Annotated in this window: 16 protein-coding genes; 9 read left to right on the plus strand and 7 right to left on the minus strand. The window is 64.3% G+C overall.

Going from position 1 to position 23,260, the window contains the following annotated elements; translation table 11 throughout:
* Nucleotides 1–12: 12 nt before the first annotated feature.
* The 5 genes from M0209_RS13300 to M0209_RS13320 form a co-directional block, all read right to left on the minus strand.
* Complete coding sequence (locus M0209_RS13300) at nt 13–2,043, minus strand: glycoside hydrolase family 97 protein (protein WP_258888750.1); 2,031 nt, start codon at nt 2,041–2,043, stop codon at nt 13–15.
* Nucleotides 2,040–3,665: an alpha-amylase family glycosyl hydrolase gene (locus M0209_RS13305; RefSeq protein WP_258888751.1), complete on the minus strand. Its 1,626-nt coding sequence runs from the start codon at nt 3,663–3,665 to the stop codon at nt 2,040–2,042. The genes M0209_RS13300 and M0209_RS13305 overlap by 4 nt, the downstream gene beginning before the upstream one ends.
* Nucleotides 3,662–5,467: an alpha-amylase family glycosyl hydrolase gene (locus M0209_RS13310; protein ID WP_258888752.1), complete on the minus strand. Its 1,806-nt coding sequence runs from the start codon at nt 5,465–5,467 to the stop codon at nt 3,662–3,664. Before M0209_RS13310 ends, M0209_RS13305 begins: the two co-directional genes overlap by 4 nt.
* Nucleotides 5,467–6,993, minus strand: coding sequence for a tryptophan halogenase family protein (locus tag M0209_RS13315; protein ID WP_258888753.1), 1,527 nt, complete (start codon nt 6,991–6,993; stop codon nt 5,467–5,469). The genes M0209_RS13310 and M0209_RS13315 overlap by 1 nt, the downstream gene beginning before the upstream one ends.
* Nucleotides 6,994–7,068: 75 nt before the next feature.
* Complete coding sequence (locus M0209_RS13320) at nt 7,069–9,825, minus strand: TonB-dependent receptor (protein ID WP_258888754.1); 2,757 nt, start codon at nt 9,823–9,825, stop codon at nt 7,069–7,071.
* Nucleotides 9,826–10,000: 175 nt separating this feature from the next.
* Between M0209_RS13320 and M0209_RS13325 the strand changes: the two genes are divergently transcribed.
* A complete protein-coding gene (locus M0209_RS13325) occupies nt 10,001–11,020 on the plus strand; it encodes a LacI family DNA-binding transcriptional regulator (protein WP_258888755.1) in 1,020 nt (339 codons plus the stop codon).
* A gap of 87 nt (nt 11,021–11,107) precedes the next feature.
* A complete protein-coding gene (locus M0209_RS13330) occupies nt 11,108–12,607 on the plus strand; it encodes an MFS transporter (RefSeq protein ID WP_258888756.1) in 1,500 nt (499 codons plus the stop codon).
* Here M0209_RS13330 and M0209_RS13335 read toward each other — a convergent pair.
* A complete protein-coding gene (locus tag M0209_RS13335; RefSeq protein ID WP_258888757.1) occupies nt 12,604–14,124 on the minus strand; it encodes a tryptophan halogenase family protein in 1,521 nt (506 codons plus the stop codon). The two genes, M0209_RS13330 and M0209_RS13335, sit on opposite strands and share 4 nt — an antisense overlap.
* 91 nt (nt 14,125–14,215) lie before the next feature.
* Between M0209_RS13335 and M0209_RS13340 the strand changes: the two genes are divergently transcribed.
* The 6 genes from M0209_RS13340 to M0209_RS13365 all read left to right on the plus strand — a co-directional run bounded on the left by M0209_RS13340 (nt 14,216) and on the right by M0209_RS13365 (nt 20,067).
* Nucleotides 14,216–14,974, plus strand: a complete 759-nt coding sequence (locus M0209_RS13340) for a class II aldolase/adducin family protein (protein ID WP_258888758.1) — start codon at nt 14,216–14,218, stop codon at nt 14,972–14,974.
* Nucleotides 14,967–15,515, plus strand: coding sequence for a (2Fe-2S)-binding protein (locus M0209_RS13345; protein ID WP_258888759.1), 549 nt, complete (start codon nt 14,967–14,969; stop codon nt 15,513–15,515). Before M0209_RS13340 ends, M0209_RS13345 begins: the two co-directional genes overlap by 8 nt.
* A 114-nt stretch (nt 15,516–15,629) precedes the next feature.
* Nucleotides 15,630–16,790 (plus strand): RcnB family protein, encoded by a 1,161-nt coding sequence (locus M0209_RS13350; RefSeq protein WP_258888760.1) that lies wholly within the window; start codon nt 15,630–15,632, stop codon nt 16,788–16,790.
* A 109-nt stretch (nt 16,791–16,899) separates the two neighbouring features.
* A complete protein-coding gene (locus M0209_RS13355) occupies nt 16,900–17,547 on the plus strand; it encodes a 2OG-Fe(II) oxygenase (RefSeq protein WP_258888761.1) in 648 nt (215 codons plus the stop codon).
* Nucleotides 17,548–17,653: 106 nt separating this feature from the next.
* Complete coding sequence (locus M0209_RS13360; protein WP_258888762.1) at nt 17,654–18,184, plus strand: RcnB family protein; 531 nt, start codon at nt 17,654–17,656, stop codon at nt 18,182–18,184.
* 104 nt (nt 18,185–18,288) lie between these two features.
* The gene (locus M0209_RS13365; RefSeq protein WP_258888763.1) at nt 18,289–20,067 is read left to right on the plus strand and encodes a DUF885 family protein; all 1,779 of its coding nucleotides are present in this window, start codon (nt 18,289–18,291) and stop codon (nt 20,065–20,067) included.
* A 1,276-nt stretch (nt 20,068–21,343) separates the two neighbouring features.
* Here M0209_RS13365 and M0209_RS13370 read toward each other — a convergent pair.
* Nucleotides 21,344–21,865, minus strand: coding sequence for a hypothetical protein (locus tag M0209_RS13370; RefSeq protein WP_258888764.1), 522 nt, complete (start codon nt 21,863–21,865; stop codon nt 21,344–21,346).
* A 103-nt stretch (nt 21,866–21,968) separates the two neighbouring features.
* Here M0209_RS13370 and M0209_RS13375 point away from each other — a divergent pair, with 103 nt between their 5' ends.
* The gene (locus tag M0209_RS13375) at nt 21,969–23,255 is read left to right on the plus strand and encodes an MFS transporter (RefSeq protein WP_258888765.1); all 1,287 of its coding nucleotides are present in this window, start codon (nt 21,969–21,971) and stop codon (nt 23,253–23,255) included.
* Nucleotides 23,256–23,260: the final 5 nt, after the last annotated feature.

Raw genomic sequence — 23,260 nt, forward strand, 5'->3', positions numbered from 1 at the left:
TGCGATCTTCCCCTATTTGCCCGCGATGAAGCGGATTGCCTGACCGCCGCCCGGAGCGAGCCGCAAAGTCATGGCATCCGCGCTTGTGGCACGTCGCGTCTCGATGACAATGCTGTGGCGCTTGTCGGTGCGGTAATCGGCATCGTCGCCGTCGCGATAGATTTGTGCGGTGTAGGTTTTGCCGGGCGTCAGGAAATCGAGCTTCACCGTCACGTTACGCGCCTCCTCGTCGGTGATCGCGCCGAGAAACCAGTCCTCGCGCCCCTTTTGCTGGCGCGCGATGACGGCAAGGTCGCCCACTTCGCCCGCCAGCACGCGGGTGTCGGACCAGTCGGTCGGCACGTCCTTGATGAACTGGAAGGGGCCCGGATATTTCGCATAGGCCTCGGGCGTGTCGGCGGCCATGACGAAGGGCGAATAGATCATCACGTAATTCGCCAACTGTTTGGCGATGGTCGAGGGGATGTCGCTGTTGTCCGACCCCTTGAGGCTGAGAATGCCGGGCGTGAAATCCATCGGGCCGCCGAGCAATTGGGTGAAGACCATGTTGGTCTCATGCTCGGGCGGGTTCTTGCCTGCCCAGCTCATATACTCCATCCCGCGTCCGCCTTCGCGCGACACCCAGTTCGGGTAAGTGCGGCGCAGGCCGGTGTCCTTGACCGGCTCGTGGCTGTCGATGCCGACATGATATTTGGCGGCGGTTTCGACGACGCGGAGGTGGTGGTTCACCATCCACTGGCCCTCGTGCCATTCGCGGTGCTTCGAGCCGTCGGCGTCGACCCGCTCGATCTCGCCCGCGTCGGTGACATAGCCGGTCTTCACCACCATCATGCCGTGGTCCGACGCGAATTTGAACGCACGGTCGAGCTGGCTGTCGTAATGACTCGACGAGCCGCCGGTCTCGTTATGGCCGATCAGGCGGACCTTTTTCGATTTGGCGTAAGCCGCAAGCGCCTTCGCGTCGAAATCCTCGGTGGGGGTGTCGAACTGCATGTCGGTGCCATTGCCGAACCAGTCGCCGTCCCAGCCGACATTCCAGCCCTCGACGAGCAAATTCGGGATTCCGTTCGCGCTGGCGAAGTCGATGTAGCGGCGGACATTCGTATTGGTCGCGCCGTGCTTCGGCCCGCGCGCCCATGTCCATTCGTTCTTGATCATATTCCACCAGACGCCGGCGAACTTGCCGGGCTGAATCCATGATACATCGCCGAGCTTGTTCGGCTCATTGAGGTTCAGCGTAATCTGGCTTGCCTTGTAGAGGCCCGCCGCGTCGTCGCCGATGGCGATCGTGCGCCACGGCGTCAAGAAACCGGCGTCGCGCGTCACTTTCGGCGCACCCGACCCGGGGGTCAGCGACGCCTTCAGCTTCGTCCCCGAAAAACGCGCAAGGTTCATCGCCGAATAATCGGTCAGCGCGGCCTCATGGATCGCGACATGCGTGCCGCTCGCCAGCCTGAACGTCGCCACAGTCTGCGCCGTCCCGACCGCGCTGATCGGCGTCTTTTCGTAGAGATATTCCTCGCGGTTCCAGCCATAGGCGGGCTTCCACCACGCCGTGCCGTCCTCGGCGAACGCGAATTCGGTCAGCTCCTCGGCGATGTTGACGCGCTTCAGATTGGGCTGCGCGGGCAGCGTGTAGCGAAAGCCGATACCGTCGTCGAACAGGCGAAAGGTGACGACCATTTCGCGCGCCAAATTCTTGCTCTCGCGCAGGCGGACGCGCAGCTCGGTATGGTTGTCGCGGATCGTTGTCCACTCGCCGAACGGCTGCGTCCAGGTGCTGTCGCTTGCCGACGTCGCAGCATCGACCAGCTTGAAACTGCGGTCGAGTTTCGGCGCATCGGTGAACAGGAAGCCCAATGCGCTGTTGTCGAGCAGCGCTTTCCCCTTATACCGAACAGCATAGCTCGGGCGGCCGTCGTTATCTATCGACACTGTTACCGCGACGGTCTTGCCCGGCGATTGCGCTTGGGCGACAACCTCGGCGAGCGCGGGGTTGGCCGCAGCCAGCGCAACCAGCGAAACGAGCAATTTTGCGGTCATGCCACTCTCCTTGCGACGAGACCTGACAGCCCGCCAATCTTTCCGCAATCGATTGTTCCGACGCTCTCCACCACCCGCCAGCGGTCGGGCTGCGGCGGCGACCAGTCGAGCGGCGTGCTCCCGAAATTGAACGCACAGAGCAGATGCTCACGCGCCTCGATGCGCTCGATGACGAGCAGGTCGCCCTCGGCGGTCACCACCCGCGCCGATCCCCAGCGCAGCCCCGGGCTGTCGCCCCGAAACGCAATCAGGCGGCGGGTAAGGTGGAGCAGCGAGTCCGCGTCGCCCTCCTGCACATCGACCGCGCGCGCGCGGTTGGCGACGCCGAGCGGCAGCCAGGGGCGTCCGGTGGTGAACCCCGCCCCCACTTCGTCGCGCGCCCAGGGCATCGGGGTGCGCGCGCCGTCGCGGCTCAAGGTCAGCGGCCAGTTGGCGATCGCCTCGGGATCCTGCAATTCGTCGAACGCGATCTCGACCTGATCGAGGCCCAGTTCCTCGCCGTAATAGACGAAGACATTGCCACGCAGGCACATCAGCAGCAGCATCTTGAGCCGCGCGAACGCGTCGCGGTGTTCGGGGGTCGTCCAGCGCGACACCGCGCGCGGCGCATCATGGTTTTCGAAGGCCCAGCTCGGCCAACCGGTGCCGACATCGTCGGGCCATTCCTCCATTGCCTCGCGCACCAGCGCGGGGGTCAGATGCGGCGCGTAGAGGAAGTTGAAGCCATAGGCGCTGTTGAGCCGCGCATTCCCTTGCGTGAATGCCTTCATCTCGGCTTCGGCGTGGTTCCCGCCGACTTCGGCGACGGTGAAGCGGTCGGGATAGCTGTCGGTCAACGCGCGCATCCGTTCGAGGAACACCGGGATGTCGGGATGCGACATATTGTGTTTCGCGATCTGGAATTCCGACGAGCGCGAACGCGGGCGATTGCTCGCAGGTGCCGGCGGGTTGTCGCGCAATTCGGGATCGAACATCGCAAAGTTGATCGCATCGATGCGAAACCCGTCGACCCCCCGGTCGAGCCAGAAGCGCGCGACATCGACCAGCGCGTCCTGAACGGCGGGCAAATGCACGTTGAGCTGCGGCTGCGAACTCAGAAAGTTATGCATATAGTACTGCCCGCGCCGCGCGTCCCACGTCCAGGCCGGGCCGCCGAACACCGACTGCCAGTTGTTGGGCGGGGTGCCATCGGGCTTCGGGTCGGCCCAGACGTACCATTCGGCGCGGCTATTCTCGCGGTTCGCGCGGCTTTCGGCGAACCAGTCGTGCTTGTCGCTGGTATGGGCATAGACCTGATCGATGATGACTTTCAGGCCGAGGTCGCGCGCGCGCGCAATCAAAGCATCGAAATCATCGAGCGTTCCGAAAATCGGATCGACCGCGCGATAGTCCGATACATCGTAACCGAAGTCCTTCATCGGCGAGGCGAAGAACGGCGACAGCCAGATCGCATCGACGCCCAAAGAGGCGACATGGTCGAGCCGCGCCGTGATGCCCGCCAGATCGCCGATGCCGTCGCCGTTCGCATCGGCGAAACTGCGCGGATAGATCTGGTAGATGACCGCGCCGCGCCACCATTCATGCTTCGCGCCGGGTGCGACCGCGCGTTGCGGCTCGCTCACTTGGATGAATCCGCAGCACAAACGGCATAGGCGAGCGGTGCCAGCGCAACTTTCACACTGCCGGGCGCGGACGCGGTCAGTGCGCAGGTGCCGACCAGCGCCTTGAACCCGGTGGAACCGGTCTCGACCTGCACGTTCGCCTCGACGGGCGCGGTGGCGGTGTTGAAGACGAGCAGGACTTCGCGACCCGTGACAGGGTCGAAGCGCGATATCGCAAGCAGCCCGGGCTTTTCGCCGCGCGCGCGGATAAGTTGCCGCCCGCCGGTCAGCGCCTTCTGGCCGAGACGCACCTTGGCGAGCGCGGCAATCTGGCGGTAGATCGGGTGGCCGGTCGCAAAATTGGCGATTGCCGTCGTGTTGGTCGTGCCGAGCAGCCGGTTGTCGTTGTAGCTTGCGACTTTCGAGGCGAACATGTCCTCGCGCGCGTCCTGGTCGTTACCGTCGCTAATGAAGCCCTGCTCATCGCCCGAATAGATCGTCGGCACCCCGCGCAGGGTCAGCAGCATCGCGTTTGACAGCATCACCCGCTTGAGGATTTCGTCGTCGGTCGCCTGCGGGAAAGCGCGGCGGACGAAGGTCGCAAAGCGCCCGTCGTCATGGTTGCCCGTGAACGTCGGCAGGATTTTCGCCGTGTCGAACCCCTTTGCGTAGATCGCGTCGCCGTCGAACAGTTGCTCGAACGCGTCGGTACCGCGCGTCCCTGCCACGGTTTCCACCACCGCCTGACGGAACGAGAAATCGAGGACAGCAGGAAACCGGTCGACGATGGTGTGCTGCGCCAGCTTGGCCGGGCGGACGTCATGGTCGGAGACTTCGCCGAAGATATGGAAATTCGGAATGCCGTTCGCCTTGGCCCGCGCCAGCATCGCGGGCACGAACGCCTGCCAGAATTCGGGGTTCACATGGCGCGCGGTGTCGATACGGAACCCGTCGACCTGATACCGGTCGATCCAGCCGCCGAAAATCTCGATCATGCCGCTCACCACGCGCGGCTGCTCGGTCATCAGATCGTCGAGGCCGACGAAATCGCCCATCGTCGAGCTTTCGTTCGCGAAGGTCGTGTTGCCGCGATTATGGTAATATCGCGGGTCGTTGAGCCACGCGGGCACCTTCACTGCTTCTTCGCCCTTGGGCAGGTACGGCGTATAGGCGAACGACATGTCGGTCAGCTTCGCAAAATTGCCCGCGGTCTGCACGGCATCGCCCGCAAAGCCCGGATTGATGGCCGCGCCGGCGACGCCGCCCTTGCGCTGGTACGGATAATCGGCGCGACTGCGATAGGGGCAGGCGCTGGTCGGGCATTCGCGATAGGCAATCACGTCGGCCGTGTGGTTGACGATGATGTCCATATAGATTTTTAAACCACGCGCATGTGCCGCATCGACCAGCGCCTTGAACTCGGCGTTGCTGCCCAGATGCGGATCGACCTGAGTGAAGTCGGTCACCCAATAACCGTGATAGCCCGCGCTTTCCTCGCCGGGGCCGCCTTGTACGGGCTTGTTCTTGAAGATCGGCCCGACCCAGATCGCGGTCGCGCCGAGGCCTTGGATATAGTCGAGCCGCCTGGTAAGCCCCTTCAGGTCGCCGCCATGGTAAAACCCCTTGGCCGTCGGGTCGTAACCGGTCTTCATCCGGTCGCCTTTCAGACCGCCCGTGTCGTTGTTCGGATCGGCGTTCTCGAACCGGTCGGGCAGCACGAAATAGACGACTTCGGCCTCGGGCGGACGGGCGCGATAGTCCTGCGCGGCGAGCGGCGTTGCGGCGAGCGAGGCGGCAGCGAACAGGGCGGAACGGATACGCATTACGCAACGGCTTTCATGGGGGAGGACGCGGACCCGCAGAAACGGGCGAGGGTGTCGGCGTGGTCGGGCATCTGTGCTGAGGCCCGTGTTGCGACATCGCGAACGCTGGCAAGAAACCCGGCGCACTCTTCAGGTGAGAGTTGTCCGGCGAGCGGATGCGATGCGGACGGGACGATCCCTTGCCCGATCAGCACCTGCACCCAGCCGTCCTGCGTGAACAATTCCTCGTCGCGGCGGTGGATGCGCGCGCCTTCGCGCCAGAGTTCCAGCTTCTCGGTCAGGCTGTCGGGTAGCGTCATGTCGCGGCAAGCCCGCCACAGCGGCTCGTCGCGGCCGTTGGCGTGATAATGGAGGATCAGGAAATCGCGGATGCGCTCGTACTCGACGCGCGTCTGGCGGTTGTATTCGGCCTCTTCCGCCGCGCCGAGTTGGTCGTCGGACAGAAACGCCAGCAGCCGCGAGATCGCGGTCTGGATCAGATGGATGCTGGTCGATTCGAGCGGCTCCATGAACCCGCTGGCGAGGCCGATCGCGACGACGTTCCGGTTCCAGAATTTGCGCCGCGCGCCGGTGGTGAAGCGCAGGGGTTTCGGATCGGCGAGCGGCTTGCCATCAAGGTTGGCAAGCAAGGTGGCAGCAGCCTCGTCATCGCACAGATGCGCCGACGCATAAACGTAACCGTTGCCGGTGCGGTGCTGGAGCGGGATGCGCCATTGCCAGCCTGCCGCGCGCGCGGTGGCGCGGGTGTAAGGTGTGAGGCCGTCCGAGCCGCTTTCGCACGGCACCGCCATCGCCCGGTCGCAGGGCAGCCAGTGCGTCCAGTCGTCGTAGCCGGTCGCCAGCGCCTCCTCGATCAGCAGCCCGCGAAAACCCGAGCAGTCGATGAAGAGGTCGCCCGCGATACCACGCTCGCCATCGAGCATCACCGCAGCAACGCCGCCGCTTTCGCCGTCACGCTCGACACCCGCGATCCGCCCTTCGACGCGCACGACACCGCGCGCTTCGGCGTAGCGGCGGAGATAGGCGGCGTAGAGCCCCGCGTCGAAGTGGAACGCATAGGGCATGTCGGGCACCGGTGAACCCGGTTGCGGCGACACATGCGCGAACTTGCCCGCGCGCGCGGCGGTTTCGTTGAGTGAGTAGGTGCCGAGGTCCGCGCCGCCCGTTCGCAGCCAATAATGGTGGAACGGCACGAGGCCCAGCGGACGACCGACCGGCCCGAAGGCGTGCATGTAGCGGTGGTCCGGGCCAAGCCCTTCACCACCCCAACCCGCGAATTCGATGCCGAGCTTATATGTGCCCTGCGTCGCGCGCAGGAAATCGGCTTCGTCGATGCCCAGCGCCTCGTTGAACAGGCGGATCATCGGGATCGTTGCCTCGCCGACACCGACCGTGCCGATCGCATCCGATTCGACCAGCGTGACCGCATAGCCGCGTTCGAGGAAGCGGGAGAGCGCCGCTGCCGTCATCCAGCCTGCGGTCCCGCCGCCGACAATGACGATGTTCCGGACGGACCCGCGCGACATGACATCTTCCCTATCAACTGGTGCCAGTCCGCCGTCGGCCGGGGGGACGGCCGACGGCGGTGGCGACCCGGAAGGCTACATCTTGTAGCTCACCCCGAACAGGAAGCGACGTCCGAACGTCTGGTAGTCGATGACCTGATTTTCCTGCCCCGGATTGAACGTCCGGAACGGCGCGTCGGTCAGGTTGGTGCCCTGGACGAGGAGCGACAGCCCCTTGAGCGACGACCCTTCCTGGAACTCGTAGCCGATCTGCGCGTCGACGATGGTCTCGCCATTGGCGCGCCGCCGCGTCAGGTCGCCGCCGAAGCCCGACAGTTCGCCGAGGAACGACGAGCGATAGCGCAGCGAGGTCCGGGCCGAGAAACCGTTCTTTTCGAAATAGCCGGTCACGCTTGCCACCCATTTCGAATAGCCGGGCAGGTCGTCAGCATTCGAGCCGGGTCCGTTCGAGAGGATTTCGCTCTTCGTATACGACGCACTGCCGGTCAGCCCGAAGCCGTCGAGGCTTTCGCTCAAGGTCTTGAACGGCAGCTGGAACGAGAACTCGGCGCCGTACAGCGACCCGCCCGTGCCGTTCTGCGGCACCGTTGCCGGGCCGATCCGCTGCGCGGCGGTCAGGACGTAAGGCTGGTTCGTTGCGGGATTGATCGGCACCGGGAATCCGGTGAAGTCGTACGGAATGACCGCGTTGTAGATGTAGCTTTTCAGGTTCTTGTAATAGCCCGCAAGTGCCACATAGCCGCCCCCACCGAAGTATTTCTCGACCGAAATATCGAGCGCATCGGCGACCCAGGGACGCAGGTTGATGTTGCCGCCTTCGCGGCTGAACGGCGAGACGCCTGCCTGCGCCTGGGCCACGCTGAACGAATAGTTCGACGAGACGCGCATGTCGGTCATGCGGGGCCGTGCGAGCTGGCGCGCAAGCCCCAGACGGACCACCCAGTCGGTCGGCGTCCGCAACGACAGGTTGAGGCTGGGCAGCCAGTTGCCGAACTTGGCACTGCCCGAAATCGGCGCGGCCAGCACGATCGGCGCGCCGCTGGTCGCGGTGCCCACCGAGCTCTGGTCGGTGTTCTGGTATTGCAGGCCGATATTGCCGGTCAGTTTCGCGGAACCGACATCGGCGCTGATCTTTGCCATCAGATAAGCGGCGAACACCTTCTCGCTGACGCTCCAGCCCTTCACCGCGACATCGGAATTCGGGTTGCGGATCTGGTTGTAGATGCCCGAATTGAGCAGGCGGACAGGGTCGTAGCTGACCATCGGCCCGAGGCCCAGGAATGCGAGGTTGGTCGTGCCGAGACGCAGGTCGGTCGGGATCGGCACGCTGGTCGTGCCGTTGGTGTTCGCCTTCAGCCCGAGGAAGAACTCGTTCGGGGTCAGGCTCTTCGAACGGTCGGTATAGGCAGCACCGGCCTCGACCGATTTCAGGAAGCTGCTGTCGAGCTCGCGCTCCACGCTGGCACGGAACTGCTTCAGCTCGTCCTTGACGAGGCGGTTGTTGTAATAGCCGTCCTGGCCGTTGACGATGCCGGGGCCGGTCGCGGGCGTGATGTTGCCGCCCCAACCCTGCGGGCTGGTCAGCTGGATCAGATTATAGTCGCCATAGTTGAGCGACGGCGTGAACACCGCCCCCGCATACCCCTCGGTAAAGCGGATATTGTCGGTCGCGCCGACCGCATTGCGGCCGGTGCCCGAATAGGTTTCGAGGACGAGTTCGCTGCGGTCGACCTTCGAATAGGCGGCGTCGCCGGTCAGGATCCAGCCATTGGCCTTGTACTGGCCGTTCCAGCCCAGCGACCAGGTGTCGGCCTCACGCACGTTGGCGTCGTTGCGGACGACGCCCTTGACCCCGTTGAACTGCCCGGCGGTGACCAGACCGTTGGTCGTGGTGAAGCCAGGCTGGAGCGTCGCCGCCGACCAGTAGAGCGGCAGTTCGATACCGCGCAGGATCTGGTTGTCCTTGAACTTCGAATAGAACACGTCGAACGACGTCGAGAAACTATCGGTCGGCTTGAACTCGAGTGTGCCGACGACGCCGGTGCGCTGGGTGTCGGTCGACTGGACATAGGATTTCGAGCCGCCGATCACGACCGCGCTCGGCGTCGCATTGGGATAGCCCCAGGCGTTGAATTTCTTGACCTGGTTGGGCTGGTTGATGTGCGCGATGCCCAGCATCACGCCGACGGTGTCGTCGGCGAACTGGCCGACATACAGCGCATTGACGCGATAGCCCCAGCTCTTGCTGCCCGCATTCAGCTTGCCGTTGTCGTTATACTCGGCCCGCGCACCGACGGTGATGGCCTGCTTGCCATAGGCGAGCGGCTTGATCGTGCGGAGATCGACGGTGCCCGACAGGCCCTGCCCGATCAGCTGGGCATTCGGCGTCTTGTACACATCGACGCGACCGATAACTTCACTCGGATATTGATCGTATTCGACACCCCGGTTGTCGTTGATCGACACCTGCTCGCGACCGTTGAGCAACGTCGTCGAGAAGTCCGGCGCAAAGCCGCGGATGCTAATCGAGTTCGACCGGCCGTCGAGGCGTTGCGACGTCAGGCCCGGCAGGCGCGAGATCGATTCGGCGATCGAATTGTCGGGCAGCTTGCCGATATCCTCCGCCGTGATCGATTCGACGATCTGGTCCGAATTCTTTTTGGTCTTGGCCGCGCTTTCGAGGCTGGCCCGGAAGCCGGTGACGACAATGGTGTCGCCTTCTTCGGCAGCAGGGGCAGGCGTCGTCTGGGCGAGCGCGGGCATCGCCGCCGCGACGAGCGCAAGCGTACTGACACCGAAGCCGAGCGCACGGGCGCGAGCGAAAGAAACCATCATTATCCTCCCCGTTCCGGCACCGGTTGCTCCGATACCGACGCGCAGCGGGGGATGCCCGCCACGATCCATGTAACGGTCGCTTAATCGGCCAGTCGCTTTCAAACGGGAAGCGCCCTACATACGTATTCAAAGCGATAGGGAGGGGTGTGGCGTCGAAGACGCACCACGCAACATGGACAAGCCGACATCGTTCGACATCGCTGAACTGGCAGGCGTCTCGCAGCCGACGGTGTCGCGCGCGCTTCGCGGCAGCCCGAGTGTCAGCGAAGCCACCCGCAAGCGGATCGAGGCGATCGCAACGCAGCTGAACTACAAGGTCGACAAGAACGCGACCAACCTGCGGTCGGGGCACAGCAACACGCTGGCACTGCTGTTGTTCGAGGATCCGACCCCCGATGATTCGCTGATCAACCCGTTCTTCCTGTCGATGCTGGGGGCGATCACGCGGACCTGCGCGACGCGCGGCTATGATCTGCTGATCTCTTTCCAGCAATCGTCCGCCGACTGGCACGTCGATTTCGAAGACAGCCGCAAGGCCGACGGGCTGATCCTGCTCGGGTACGGCGACTACCATGATTACGAGACGCGGCTGGGCAAACTGGTCGAGCAGGGCACGCATTTCGTCCGCTGGGGATCGGTCCAGCCCGGCGCGCGCGAGGTCGTCGTCGGGTGCGACAATGTGCAGGGCAGCCGCGATGCGACCGCGCATCTGATCGCGGGCGGACGCACCCGGATCGCGTTCCTCGGCACTGCATCGAGCGGCTACCCCGAATTCCTCGACCGCTACACCGGCTATTCGCAGGCATTGGAAGCAGCAGGCCTGTCGCGCAGCCTGACCTTGCAGGTCGACGCGACCAGCACCGAGGAATCGGGCCATGACGCCGCCCAACGCCTGATCGCGCGCGGCGAATCGTTCGACGCGATCGTCGCGGCGAGCGACCTGATCGCGCTAGGTGCGATGCGGGCATTGCAGGAAGCGGGGAAGCGCATCCCCGAAGACATCGCGATCACCGGCTTCGACGACATATTGTCGGCAGGCCTCGCCAACCCGCCACTGACGACCGTGACGCAGCAGCCGGGCGAAGCGGGCGCGGCACTGGTCGACACCGTATTGCGGTTGGTGCGCGAGGGGACGGCGGAAAGCCGCGTGCTGCCCGCGCGGCTGGTGGTGCGGAAATCGTCAGGCAGCTGATGTATTCGTATGCGCGCATTGAAGCGCGCGCATGGCTCTGTCACTCACGGCCCCAAGGCTGAAACCAGCTGTACGGGGAGAGCGACGATGCACAGGACGGCGGAGAAGCCGCGTCAGGGCTTTTGGGGCCTGTGGAACATCTCGTTCGGCTTTTTCGGTATCCAGATCGGCTTTGCGCTGCAGAACGCCAATATGAGCCGCGTCTTCCAGTCGATGGGCGCGAGCCTCGACGACCTGCCCGCGCTGTGGGTCGCCGCGCCGCTGACCGGACTGCTGGTGCAGCCGGTCATCGGCCATATGAGCGACCGCACCTGGCTGGGGCGGTTCGGGCGACGGCGGCCCTATTTCCTTGCCGGCGCGATCCTTGCCGCCTTTGCACTGCTGGTGATGCCCGAGGCACCGGTGCTGTTGTTCGCCGCCGTGATGCTGTGGGTGCTCGACGCCTCGCTCAACATTTCGATGGAGCCGTTCCGCGCCTTCGTCGGCGACATGTTGCGGAAGGACCAGCATAGCGCGGGCTATGCCGTGCAGACCGCCTTCATCGGGGCGGGCGCAGTGGTCGGGTCGATCTTCCCCTGGGCGCTCGAACTGGCGGGTGTCTCGAACGAAGCCCCGGCGGGGATGCTGCCCGATACGGTGCGCTATGCCTTCTGGTTCGGCGGGGTAGCGCTGTTCCTCTCGGTGTGTTGGACGGTGCTGACCACGAAGGAATATTCGCCGGACGAGATGGCAGCGTTCGACGGCGCGATCGCCGAGGAGCACGGCCATACGATGCGCGCGCTGGCGGCGCGCAGCTTCGGCAGTTGCGGGCTGTGGATCGTGGCAGGTCTCGCGGTAGTCGTCGCCGTCGCGCAGTTCGGGCTGGAGAAGGAAGTCTATCTGCTCGGCGGCCTGCTTGCCGCTTATGGCATTGCGAGCATTGTCGCGATCCTGCTCGCGCGCGGCGGCAGTACGTCGAACATGCTGAGCCATATCGTCGGTGACTTCTCGGGCATGCCGCCGCTGATGAAGCGGCTCGCTCTCGTCCAGTTCTTCAGCTGGTCGGCACTGTTCATCATGTGGATCAACACGACGCCCGTCGTGGCACAGGTGTTTTTCGGTGCGAGCGGGCCGGGGACGCCGGAGTTCCAGAACGGCGCGAGCTGGGTCGATGTGCTATTCGCGACGTACAATGGCGTGGCAGCCGTGGCGGCTCTGACCTTGTTGCCGTTCCTCAGCAGCCGCGTCGGCAAGGTGCGGACGCATGTCGTCGCGTTGCTGTGCGGCGCGGCAGGCTATGCGAGCTTCTTCGTATTCGGCGATCCGCAGATGCTGCTGGTCAGCGAAATCGGCATCGGCATTGCCTGGGCGTCGATCCTGGCCATGCCCTATGCAATCCTCGCCTCCGCGCTGCCGCAGCACAAGCTCGGCATCTATATGGGGCTGTTCAACGTGTTCGTCGTCGTGCCGCAATTGCTGGTCGCCACGGTGATGGGGTCGATCATGAAGCGGTTTTTCCCGACCGAGCCGATCTGGACGATGGCGTTTGCGGCCGGGGTGTTAGTGCTGGCGGCGCTCGCGATGCTGCGCGTAGAGGAACCGGCCTAAAGGGCGGGCGCCTTGCAATGCCGGTCGATGAACGCCTGATGCGTCGGCATCGCATCCGCCGCCTCGCCCATCACACGGTTTAGTCCGGCAAGCATCCGGTCGCTGTCGACGGCGCGCAGGTCGGTCATCGGGTCCCAGCGTTGGGGGATGTTGAACTGGCCGATGTGCACCGCGAGCCAGCTGGGGTTGAGGAACAGTTCCGGCCCCGCCGACACCAGCCGCCCGGAGCGGCGAAAATGGTCGATCTTCCACTGCAGTTCGTGGGGGATGCTCATCGCCGCGCAGTAACGCCATAGCTCGGCATCGTCGCGCGTCGTCAGCTTGTAATGCAGGATGATGAAGTCACGGATGCGGGCATATTCCTCCGCCGTCAGCCGATTGTATTCGGCGACCCCCAGCGGATCGAAATCGCGGTCGGGGAACAGCGCGAGCAATCGCGTGATCGCGGTCTGGATCAGGTGGAGCGACGTCGATTCAAGCGGTTCCATGAACCCGCTCGCGAGGCCGACCGCGATGACATTACGGTTCCAGACCTGTTTCCGCTTGCCGGTCGTGAAACGCAGCACGCGCGGGTCGGCGAGCGGTTCGCCGTCGAGATTGGCCATCAGCGTCGCGGTCGCTTCGTCCCCGCCGATGAACTGGCTACAATGCACGTAGCCGTTGCCGGTCCGGTGCTGGAGTGGGATGCGCCACTGCCACCCCGCCGCGCGCGCCGTGCTGCGCGTATAGGGCGTGAACTCGCCCCGCGTGCACGGCACCGCGACGGCGCGGTCGCAGGGCAGCCAATGCGTCCAATCGTCATATCCCGTCGCCAAAGCGCCTTCGATCAGCAGCCCGCGAAAGCCCGAGCAATCGATGAACAGGTCGGCGGCCACAGTTCGCCCATCGTCGAGTTGCACGCTTTCGACGAACCCGTCGGCACCACGCAGCGCGACTTGCTCGACCTTTCCCTCGAACCGCGTCACGCCCTTGGCCTCGGCATAGCGGCGCAGGAACGCAGCATAGAGTCCGGCGTCGAAGTGATAGGCATAGTCGAACGTCGATTGCACCAGTTGGCGGTCGGGTGACGGCACATCGAAGCGCCCGCGCGATGCTGCAGCCCAGGCCATGGCATAGTCGTCGAGCGGCCCCGCCGTGCCCGCCGCATGCGCGCGCAGCCAGTAATGGTGCAGCGGCACGGCGTCGAACTCCGCCCCGAAGGTGCCGAATGGGTGGAAATAGCGATTGCCCACCTTGGCCCAGTCGACGAACTGGATGCCGAGTTTGAAAGAGCCCTGCGTCGCCCGGACGAAGTCGCCTTCGTCGATACCCAGCGACTGGTTGAACAATTTGATCGGCGGGATTGTCGCCTCGCCGACGCCGACCGTACCAATCTCCTCGCTTTCGATCAGCGTGATCTCGACGCCACACTGGAGCGCGTTAGACAGCGCCGCCGCTGCCATCCACCCCGCCGACCCGCCGCCGACGATGCACACGCGCCGGATGCGCCGGTCGCCCTCGCTGTTCCCCTGCTCCATGCGTCCAAGCTGGCGCGGCGGCGGCGAAATGTCCAACCCTTGCCCGCGCGCCGCCCGTCATGGCATGGGCGGCGTCCAGAGGAGAGACGCCATGGCGACCGCATTCAAGACCGCAACCATGTCCGATGCCGAATGGGCCGCCCGCCAAGAGCTTGCCGCCTGCTACCGCATCTTCGCGCACATGAAATGGGACGAGCTGATCTTCAACCACATCACCGTGAAAGTGCCGGGCGAGGAGGACGCGTTCCTGATCAACCCCTATGGCATGCATTTCAGCGAGATCACCGCGTCGAGCCTGGTCAAGATCGATATCGACGGCAATATCCTCGCGCCCACCGAATGGCATGTGAACCGCGCCGGGTTCGTTCAGCACGCGCTGTTCCACAAGCATATCCCCGACGCGCATGCGATCGCACACACCCACACGACGGCAGGGATGGCGATGGCGTCGCTGGAAGGCGGATTGCAGGCGGTCAATTTCTACGCCTGCAACTTCGTCGGGCAGCTCGGCTATCATGATTTCGAGGGCGTGACCGTGCGCGACGAAGAGGGGCCGCGCTTCCTCGAGTCGCTCGGCGGCAAGTCGATGATGCTGCTCCGCAACCACGGTATCGTCGCGATGGGCAAGACATTGCCGGAGGTATTCCTGAAGCACTGGGCGCTGCAGCGCGCCTGCGAGATCGCGCTCGCGACACTGTCGGCGGGCAAGGCCATCGTCGTACCACCCGAGGTCGTCGCGATCCACCAGCGCGACTTGTATATGACGCAGATTCCCGGCGGTCCGGGCAAGGCCGAGTTCGATGCGATGGTGCGGATGATCGACCGGACGGACCGCAGCTGGCGTGACTAGTCTCACCGTCAACAACCAGCCGATCAAATACCGGGTCGACCCGGCGACGCCCTTGCTTTGGGCGTTGCGCGATGCCTCGAATCTCACGGGGACCAAATACGGGTGCGGCACCGGCGATTGCGGGGCGTGCACCGTCGATATCGACGGGCGCGCGGTGCGGAGTTGCACGGTGTCGCTGAAACAGGTCGAGGGCAGCTTCGTTACCACCATCGAGGCGCTGTCGCGCGACCGCAGCCATCCGGTGCAACAGGCAATGGTCGCCGAGCAGGTGCCCGAATGCGGGTTCTGCACGCCGGGCATCGTGATGACCGCTGCGGCCTTGCTGCGGGCCACCAACAACCACCCGACCGACGCCGACATCGATGCCGCGATCACCAACATTTGCCGCTGCGGCGCCTATATCCGGCTCCGCAAAGCGATCCACCGTGCGGCGCGGGCGGCGCGTGGCGAGGAAACGATCGTTGCCGCACCGCCGCCCGGCATCGATCCCCGCGATGCAGCGCGGCGCGTGCCTGCGCTATCGCCGCCGGTCGCAAAGTAATTTGCTTTCACGCAGATTAAGCGTCGCGCCAGACTTCGTTCAGCCCGACTCGCGCACATCGGCGGTATGGGACGCAGCGACAATGGTGCACGCGCGCTCCACGGAACGATATCCATGAAAAAGTCATTCGCCTTAGCTGCACTGCTGGCAGCGACTGCCTTTACCCCCGCACTCGCGCAGGAAGAACCGCGCGAGAGCCGCCGCATGGCCGAAGGGGCAACCGCTGCCGAGCCGACGCCGATCCCGCAGCGGGTCGAGGTGCAGATGGCGCAGCGTGAGCGCGGCGAACGTGGCCCGCGCGCCGAGGGCGGCGGCAACGCCGAAACGCCCCGCCCGCAGTGGAACGGCGGACAGGGCCGTGCCGAGGGTGGCTGGCAGCGCCCGCAACAGGCCGCGCCGGTTTATCAGGCCCCCGCCGCTCCCGTTCCGCAGGCCGCCCCGGCCGAGCGCCAGTGGAACCGGGGCGACAGTGGCGGTACGCGCACGTGGCAGGGGCAGCAGCGTCCCGACTGGTCGGCGCGCAATCAGACTCCGCAGGGTGGCCAGCAAGGCTGGACGCACCCGACGCCGCCGGTCGCGACCGCGCCTGTCCAGCCGCAGGGCAATTGGCAGAACCGCGAAGAGCGTCGCGACACATGGCGCAATGGCGGTCAGGGCAATGGCACCTCCACCGACGTCGGCGGCGTCCAGCAGCCCGATAATCGCAACTGGAACGGCGACAACAGCTGGAATGGCCAGAACCGCAATGACGGTCGTCGCAACGACACGTGGCAGAGCGGGCGTAACGACCGCCAGTGGAACGGCAACGGACGCAACGATAGCTGGCGCAACAACGGCCAGTGGAACAACAACGGCCAGTGGAACAATAACGGTCGTAACGACACGTGGCGGAACGACGGGCGCAACAACAACCGCTTCGACCAGCGCAGCCAGTGGCAGAACCAGTATCGCGACTGGAACCGCAGCTGGACCCGCGACTGGCGGCGCGACCAGCGCTACGACTGGCAGCGCTACCGCAGCTCCAACCGCGACCTGTTCTATGGCGACCGTTATTATGCGCCGTACGGCTGGAACTATGGTTATCGTCGCTTCTCGGTCGGGTTCAGCCTGTCGTACGTGCTCTATGACCAGCAATACTGGATCGACGATCCGTACAGCTATCGCCTGCCGCCGGTGTACGGCCCCTATCGCTGGGTCCGCTACTACGACGACGTGCTGCTGGTGGATCTCAGGACCGGACAGGTCGTCGACGCGATCTACGACTTCTTCTGGTAGCGAATAGCCACTGGAAACCTTGCCCCGCTTTCGTTTATCCTCGGGCCGCAAAACTTGGCGATGACGATGGCGGGGCAGATGGCGTTGAACGGTCGGATATTTTAACGCGATGTCCGAAGCGCGCCTCGCCGAAATCGGCAAATCGACCGCCGCCCGGCTGAAAAGGGCACCCGGCATGCAGGTCGTCCCCGGCATCGGGGCCGAAGTCTATCTACTCCAGAATTTCCTGTCGGCGCGCGAATGCGGCGGGCTGATCGCGATGATCGATGCCGACCGCAAGCCCTCGACAGTGTTGTCCGCCCAGCCCGACCCCGGTTTCCGCACCAGCGAAAGCTGCGACCTAGACCGCTGGAACCCGTTCGTCGAAACGATCGACGCACGCATCTGCCAGCTGATGGGCATGAAGCCGCGCCAGGGCGAGACATTGCAGGGGCAACGCTATGCGGTGGGCCAGCAGTTCAAGGCGCACCATGACTATTTCCCCTACGACATGCCGTACTGGCAGGACGAAAAGGCGCGCGGCGGGCAGCGGTGCTGGACCGCGATGATCTATCTCGACCAGCCGGCGGGCGGCGGCGACACCTGGTTTTCGAACGCCGGTTTCAAGGTGACGCCGCGCACCGGCATGTTGCTTGCCTGGAACAACATGGACGCCGACGGCAAGCCCAACCCGCAGACCCTGCACGAGAGCGTCCCGGTGACGGCGGGCATCAAGAACATCGTCACCAAATGGTACCGGGAACGCTTCTGGTTTTGACGATTCGCAACCTTTCGCGCGGCTGTCCGTGCCGTTCCCGCGCCGTTCAGTGGAAGGGATGTATCCCCTGAGTCGTTCAGTAATGGACGCACAAAGGAGTAACATCATGCGTAAGACCATCATTGCGGGCCTTCTTGCCGCGACGCTCGTGCCGGTGGCGGCACAGGCACAGATCAATCCTTCGGAGCGCCGCGAACTGCAGCGCGACCGTCAGGACATTCGTCAGGAGCGCGGCGACCTGAACCGCGCCTATCGCAGCGGCGACCCGCGCGCGATCCGTCAGGAAAGCCGCGAATACCGTGGCGCCCGCCAGGAATACCGCGAGGACTACCGCGACGCGCGACGCGACGGCAATGGCAATTGGGGTCGCGACGACTGGCGCCAGTACCGCAACCACAATCGCGATCTCTATCGCGGCTATGGCTGGCGCTCGGACAACCGCTACCAGTCGTTCCGTCCCGGTATCCGGATCGGCGTCGGCTATTACGCGCCGCGCTATTACATCAACGACTACAGCCGCTATCGCCTGCCGCGTCCCGGCTTCAACCAGCGCTGGGTGCGGCATTACAATGACGTGCTGCTGATCGACATCCGCAGCGGCTATGTCATCGACGTCTACCGGAACTTCTACTGGTAACCCGGGAAGCTGGCGACGGGGCCGGTGCGAAAGCACCGGCCCCGCTTGTATCCGCGAACGACCGTGCTAGCGAGGCAATACACGTGCCCCACGGAGTTCCCGCCATGCGCCGCTACCTGATTCCCGTCGCCGTTTCATTGAGTGCGCTTGCCGCGCCGCTCGCTGCGGCCACGCCCGCCGAGCAACTCAGCCAGGTTTTCCGCGACAGCGACGAGGCGCTGCTCAAGCGCCAGCCGCTCAACGCGCTGTTCCGCGGCGACCTGCGCTACGCCGACCAACTCGGCGATTTCTTTTCGGACGCCGCGAGCGAAGCGAATTTCCGCGCCGACAAGACCGACCTCGCCGCGCTCGCCCGCATCGACCGCACCCGCCTCAACGCGACCGACCGGATCGCCTATGACACATTCAAGCGCACCACCGAGATCGACATGGCGGGCCTCACCCCCGCGATGCGCCGCCTGCGCGACGTGCGCCCGATCGACCATTTCTTCGGGGTGCAGACCTTCTACCCCGACCTGTCCTCGGGCCAGGGTGCGGCCCCGTTCAAAACGGTTGCCGATTACGAAAACAACATCAAACGCCACCGCCAGTTCGCCGCGCAGCTCGACGTCGCCATCGCGCGGTTTCGCGAGGGGATGAAGACGGGCGTCGTCCAGCCCAAATTGATCGTCCGCAACGTCATCGACCAGCTCGACCTGCAGCTGAAAGGCGGCGTCGAGGGATCGGCCTATGTCGGCCCGCTCAAGAATTTTCCGGACAGCATTTCCGCCGCCGACCGCGCGCGGCTGACCGCCGAGACGACGGCAGCAGTGCGCGACGCGATTTTCCCCGCCTATACCCGGCTGCGCGACTTTCTGAGGGACGAGTATTTGCCCGTCGCGCGCGAGGGCGTTGGGCTGGTCAACATGCCGGGTGGCCTTGCGCTGTATCGCTACCTGATCGAATCGAACACGACCCTGCCGATGACGCCCGACCAGATCCACAATCTGGGGTTGTCCGAAGTCGCGCGCATCACGCGCGAAATGGAGGCGATCAAGACCAAGGTGGGCTTTACCGGCACACTCCCGCAGTTCTTCGACAAGCTGCGCGCCGATCCGGCCGTCAAGTTCAAGAGCAAAGACGAGATGCGCGACGAGTTCCTGAGCGTCGGCAAGCGCGTCGACCTGCGCGTCCGCGAGCAATTCTCGACCATCCCCAAGACGCCGCTCGAAATCCGTGCCGTGCCCGAATATCGCGAGAAGACCGATGCCGGGGGCAGCTATAATCAGGGGACGCCCGACGGGTCGCGGCCGGGCGTGTTCTATTACAACAGCTACGACCTGCCCTCGCGCTCGAAAGTCGGCAGCGAGACCCTGTACCTGCACGAAGCGGTGCCGGGGCATCATTTCCAGATCAGCCTCGCGCAGGAAAACACGGCGCTGCCCTCATTCATGCGCTTCGGTGGCAACACCGCGTACGTCGAAGGCTGGGCGCTCTATGCCGAAACCCTGTGGCCCGAACTGGGGATGGAGACCGACCCGTATCAGCGCTTCGGCGGGCTCGACGACGAAATGCTGCGCGCGCTGCGGCTGGTCGTCGATTCGGGGCTGCATGCCAAGAAATGGACCCGCGACCAGGCCATCGAGTACATGCTCGCGCATTCGGGGATGAGCCGCACCGATGCGACGATCGAGGTCGAACGCTACATCGCGATCCCGGGGCAAGCACTGGCGTACAAGATCGGCCAGCTGACGATCCTGAAGCTCAAGGCCGAGGCGAAGGCCAAGCTGGGCGACAAATTCGACGCGAAGAAGTTCCACGCCCAGGTGCTGATGACCGGCGCGCTGCCGATGACGGTACTGGAAGCGAAAGTGCGGGCGTGGATCGCGGGGGACGGGGTGTAGGGGCCGCCGCGCCGTCCCGGACCGAGCGCGCCAAAAACCCCAGATTTCCGCCAAAGGTCACAAAGGTCACACTTGAAACATGTTTTCGACGCGTGACACGCGGCCCGACAGGGCACGCGCATGCGTTCGCCATCATGGGCGTCAATCAGGGCGTTCGACGATTTCAAGGCGAGCAACGACTCGTGAAGGAACAAAACACGAAAGCTGTCGTGTAGGACAGCGGTTTTTTTACGTGGCGTCGCGGAGATGAACGGCGGATTACGCCCCAATACCGGTTGCCGACCGCTTCTTTCGTGTCGCCAAAAACCGCCGAAAGCTTGGCGCAAGGTTTGTGTTCAACTAGTATGAGCGGGTGAACGCTGGAACTCTTACCTACGCAAGGGCGAAGGCGACTATCGCGGGCGCAATTGCTGGCGTCGGGTTATCGAGCGCAACCGTCCTAGTTTTTCTTGGTGTGGCAGGCGCAACTCCATACAATAGTGAACACGGTCTGACGCCCTTGGTGATAGCCATGATGGGTGCGCCCGGCGTGATTATGATCGCTGCGATATTCGCCTTTCCCGCCTCAGCGCTGCTGGTTTGGCTCATGAGCATGGGCGTCCAACGGGCTAGGGTTTTCGACAACTGCGTTACTTGGGTAGTCTCAGGGTGTGCAGTGTCTTTTCCGGCTGCGTGGCTGTTCGGTCAGTTTGAACATCCTAATCAGCCGTTTGAGTTGAACTACGGATCCTCATTCATATTTGGTGTCGCCGCGCTCAGTGCCTTGGTCGCATGGCTCTTTAGAAAGCCTAGCGTCAACTAAGATGTTGTTTTCGACAAAACCGGACTGTCTGCAATCCACAGCCTTTCAGTCATTTCTACGGCAGGGGTTTCCGACCCGGCAAAGCCGTGTCGTCGTCGGTCGGGGCTGTTGGCCCCGCCGTCCGGTTGGGCCGCAGGTGGCCCGAAATAGCTCGGCTATTTCGTGGGCGCGGCCCAACAAGAAAAGGCCGCCGGAGCGCCTTACGCCCCGGCGACCCTTTGCATGGTCAGCGGCCGGAGATGAAATCTCGAGCCCGGGAGACCATGGCCGCTTCAGTGATTAGGCGGCATGCTCCCGAACGAAATTCTCCGTGCCACAAGCTGAACCATGAGACATCGGATCACCTCCCTTCGCTAAAAGCCCGTGACCAAAAGCGGCCACGACACGAATCTGAATCATTGCGAGTCGCCAATCAAGGACTTGTGGAAAAAAATTTATGCCGTCATGATTCGGAACTTCGCGCCGCAGCAAATGTCAGGCGCGGCAATCCTCGACGACACGCGTGAATTCGGGCCAGGCGGGCACCGTCGTCTGCCGCGTGTCGATCGCAACCGAGAAGCGCCCTCGGCTGAACGCCAGCGCGTCGAGGACGGGATCGGTCGGCGCGAGTTCGGCCGCGACATAGGCGGGCGTTGCGCCGGTCGGGCGCGCCGCCACGCCCTTGACCAAATTGCTCGCGCGCAAGGTCAGCGTGCCCGCGTCATTACCCGGGACCGAGAGATAGACACGGCGCGCGGCGCGGTCGCAGCGCAGGACGAGCAGGGCGTCGCTGCCCGCCTGTCCGAACAGGGCGCGCGAGCCCCGCGCGTCGCTGCCATAAGTCCAGACGCCGGGCGCAACCGCGCCTTCGGCTACAGCAACCGGCGCGACTGTCGGCAGTGGCGCAACCGTCGGCCGCGAGACCGGACGCGGATCGGCCGGTTGCGCGGGCGGCGCGACGCAGCCCGCCAGCCCGGCAAGCGAAACAACAAGGATCGTGACGACCGCACGCTTCATGCCGCAAGGCCTATTGCCCCGCGCGCGCCGACACAAGCCGCGCCGCTTGCCCCCCGCCGCCGCTTCGTCGCATAACCGCCACGACTTGAAGGGGGAACGGCGCATGGCCATCGACACCAAAAGGCTGCGCTCGATCATCGGCGGGTCGGCGGGCAATCTGGTCGAATGGTACGACTGGTATAGTTTCACGATTTTCGCGATCTATTTCGCGCCCGCCTTTTTCCCCAAGGCCGACCCGCTGGCGCAGCTGCTCAATACGGCGGGGATTTTCTGGCTCGGCTTTGCGATGCGGCCCATCGGCGCGTGGCTGATGGGCATGTACGGCGACCGGCGCGGGCGCAAGGCGGGGCTGACCTTGTCGGTCGCGCTGATGGCGGGTGGGTCGCTCGTCATCGCTGCTGCCCCGACTTACGCGCAGGTCGGGATCGCTGCCCCGATCATCCTCGTGCTCGCGCGGATCGTGCAGGGGCTGTCGATCGGCGGCGAATACGGGTCGAGCGCAACTTACCTTTCCGAAATGGCACCCGACAAAGGACGCGGCTTCTGGTCGAGCTTCCAATATGCGACGTTGCTCGGCGGCCAGTTGCTGGCGCTGCTGGTGTCGCTGACGATGCAGCTGACCATCGGGCAGGAGGCAATCAGGGGCGGCGCATGGCGCTTTGCCTTCGTCATCGGCGCAATGCTCGCAGTCGGCGTGTTCATGATCCGCCGCAATCTGGCGGAAACGCGCGCCTTCGAAAACCTTGCCGGCAGCGACCATGTCGTCGAAGATTCGCCTTCGACGCTAAGGAAGCTGTGGCGCGACCACAAGCGCTCGGTCATCCTCGTCGCGATCATGTCGGGTGGCGGCGGCATGGCGAGCTATGCCTTCACGACCTACATGCTCAAATTCCTGCAAGGGACCGCAAAGTTCGACGAGTTGACCGCGACCTTCATCATGATGGGCGTGCTGCTATGGTCGGTGCTGATGCAGCCGGTATGGGGCGCGATTTCGGACCGGATCGGCCGCAAGCGCTGCCTGATGATCGCAGGCGTCAGTCTCACCCTGCTCGTCGTGCCGGTGTTCTCGACCATTGCCGTCACGACCGTACCGCTGGTCGCGCTGCTTATCCTGCTCGTGCTGACCACATTGCAGGCCGGCTATGGCGCGACGAACGGCGTGGTGAAGGCCGAACTGTTCCCGCCGTACATCCGGGCTTTGGGCGTCGCCTTTCCCTATGCGGTCGGCAACACGGTCCTCGCAGGGTCGGTCGAATTCGTCGCGCTGTCGTTCAAAAAGGCGGGGCATGAGAGCGGATTCTACTGGTACGCCGCCGCCGTTTTCGCGGTGATGACCTGCGCGTTCTGGATGCTGCCCGAGACGAGAGGGCGCGATCTGGAGGGTGCCTAACCCCT

Origin of the sequence: Sphingomonas sp. SUN039, assembly GCF_024758725.1 — a bacterium.
Lineage (GTDB): Bacteria > Pseudomonadota > Alphaproteobacteria > Sphingomonadales > Sphingomonadaceae > Sphingomonas_O.

Bases quoted from the DNA above. Each gene is read 5' to 3' on its own strand.
- M0209_RS13300 (WP_258888750.1), bottom strand. From the start codon at position 2,043: ATGACCGCAAAATTGCTCGTTTCGCTGGTTGCGCTGGCTGCGGCCAAC.
- M0209_RS13310 (WP_258888752.1), bottom strand. From the start codon at position 5,467: ATGCGTATCCGTTCCGCCCTGTTCGCTGCCGCCTCGCTCGCCGCAACG.
- M0209_RS13315 (WP_258888753.1), bottom strand. From the start codon at position 6,993: ATGTCGCGCGGGTCCGTCCGGAACATCGTCATTGTCGGCGGCGGGACC.
- M0209_RS13320 (WP_258888754.1), bottom strand. From the start codon at position 9,825: ATGGTTTCTTTCGCTCGCGCCCGTGCGCTCGGCTTCGGTGTCAGTACG.
- M0209_RS13325 (WP_258888755.1), top strand. From the start codon at position 10,001: ATGGACAAGCCGACATCGTTCGACATCGCTGAACTGGCAGGCGTCTCG.
- M0209_RS13330 (WP_258888756.1), top strand. From the start codon at position 11,108: ATGCACAGGACGGCGGAGAAGCCGCGTCAGGGCTTTTGGGGCCTGTGG.
- M0209_RS13335 (WP_258888757.1), bottom strand. From the start codon at position 14,124: ATGGAGCAGGGGAACAGCGAGGGCGACCGGCGCATCCGGCGCGTGTGC.
- M0209_RS13340 (WP_258888758.1), top strand. From the start codon at position 14,216: ATGGCGACCGCATTCAAGACCGCAACCATGTCCGATGCCGAATGGGCC.
- M0209_RS13350 (WP_258888760.1), top strand. From the start codon at position 15,630: ATGAAAAAGTCATTCGCCTTAGCTGCACTGCTGGCAGCGACTGCCTTT.
- M0209_RS13355 (WP_258888761.1), top strand. From the start codon at position 16,900: ATGTCCGAAGCGCGCCTCGCCGAAATCGGCAAATCGACCGCCGCCCGG.
- M0209_RS13360 (WP_258888762.1), top strand. From the start codon at position 17,654: ATGCGTAAGACCATCATTGCGGGCCTTCTTGCCGCGACGCTCGTGCCG.
- M0209_RS13365 (WP_258888763.1), top strand. From the start codon at position 18,289: ATGCGCCGCTACCTGATTCCCGTCGCCGTTTCATTGAGTGCGCTTGCC.
- M0209_RS13370 (WP_258888764.1), bottom strand. From the start codon at position 21,865: ATGAAGCGTGCGGTCGTCACGATCCTTGTTGTTTCGCTTGCCGGGCTG.
- M0209_RS13375 (WP_258888765.1), top strand. From the start codon at position 21,969: ATGGCCATCGACACCAAAAGGCTGCGCTCGATCATCGGCGGGTCGGCG.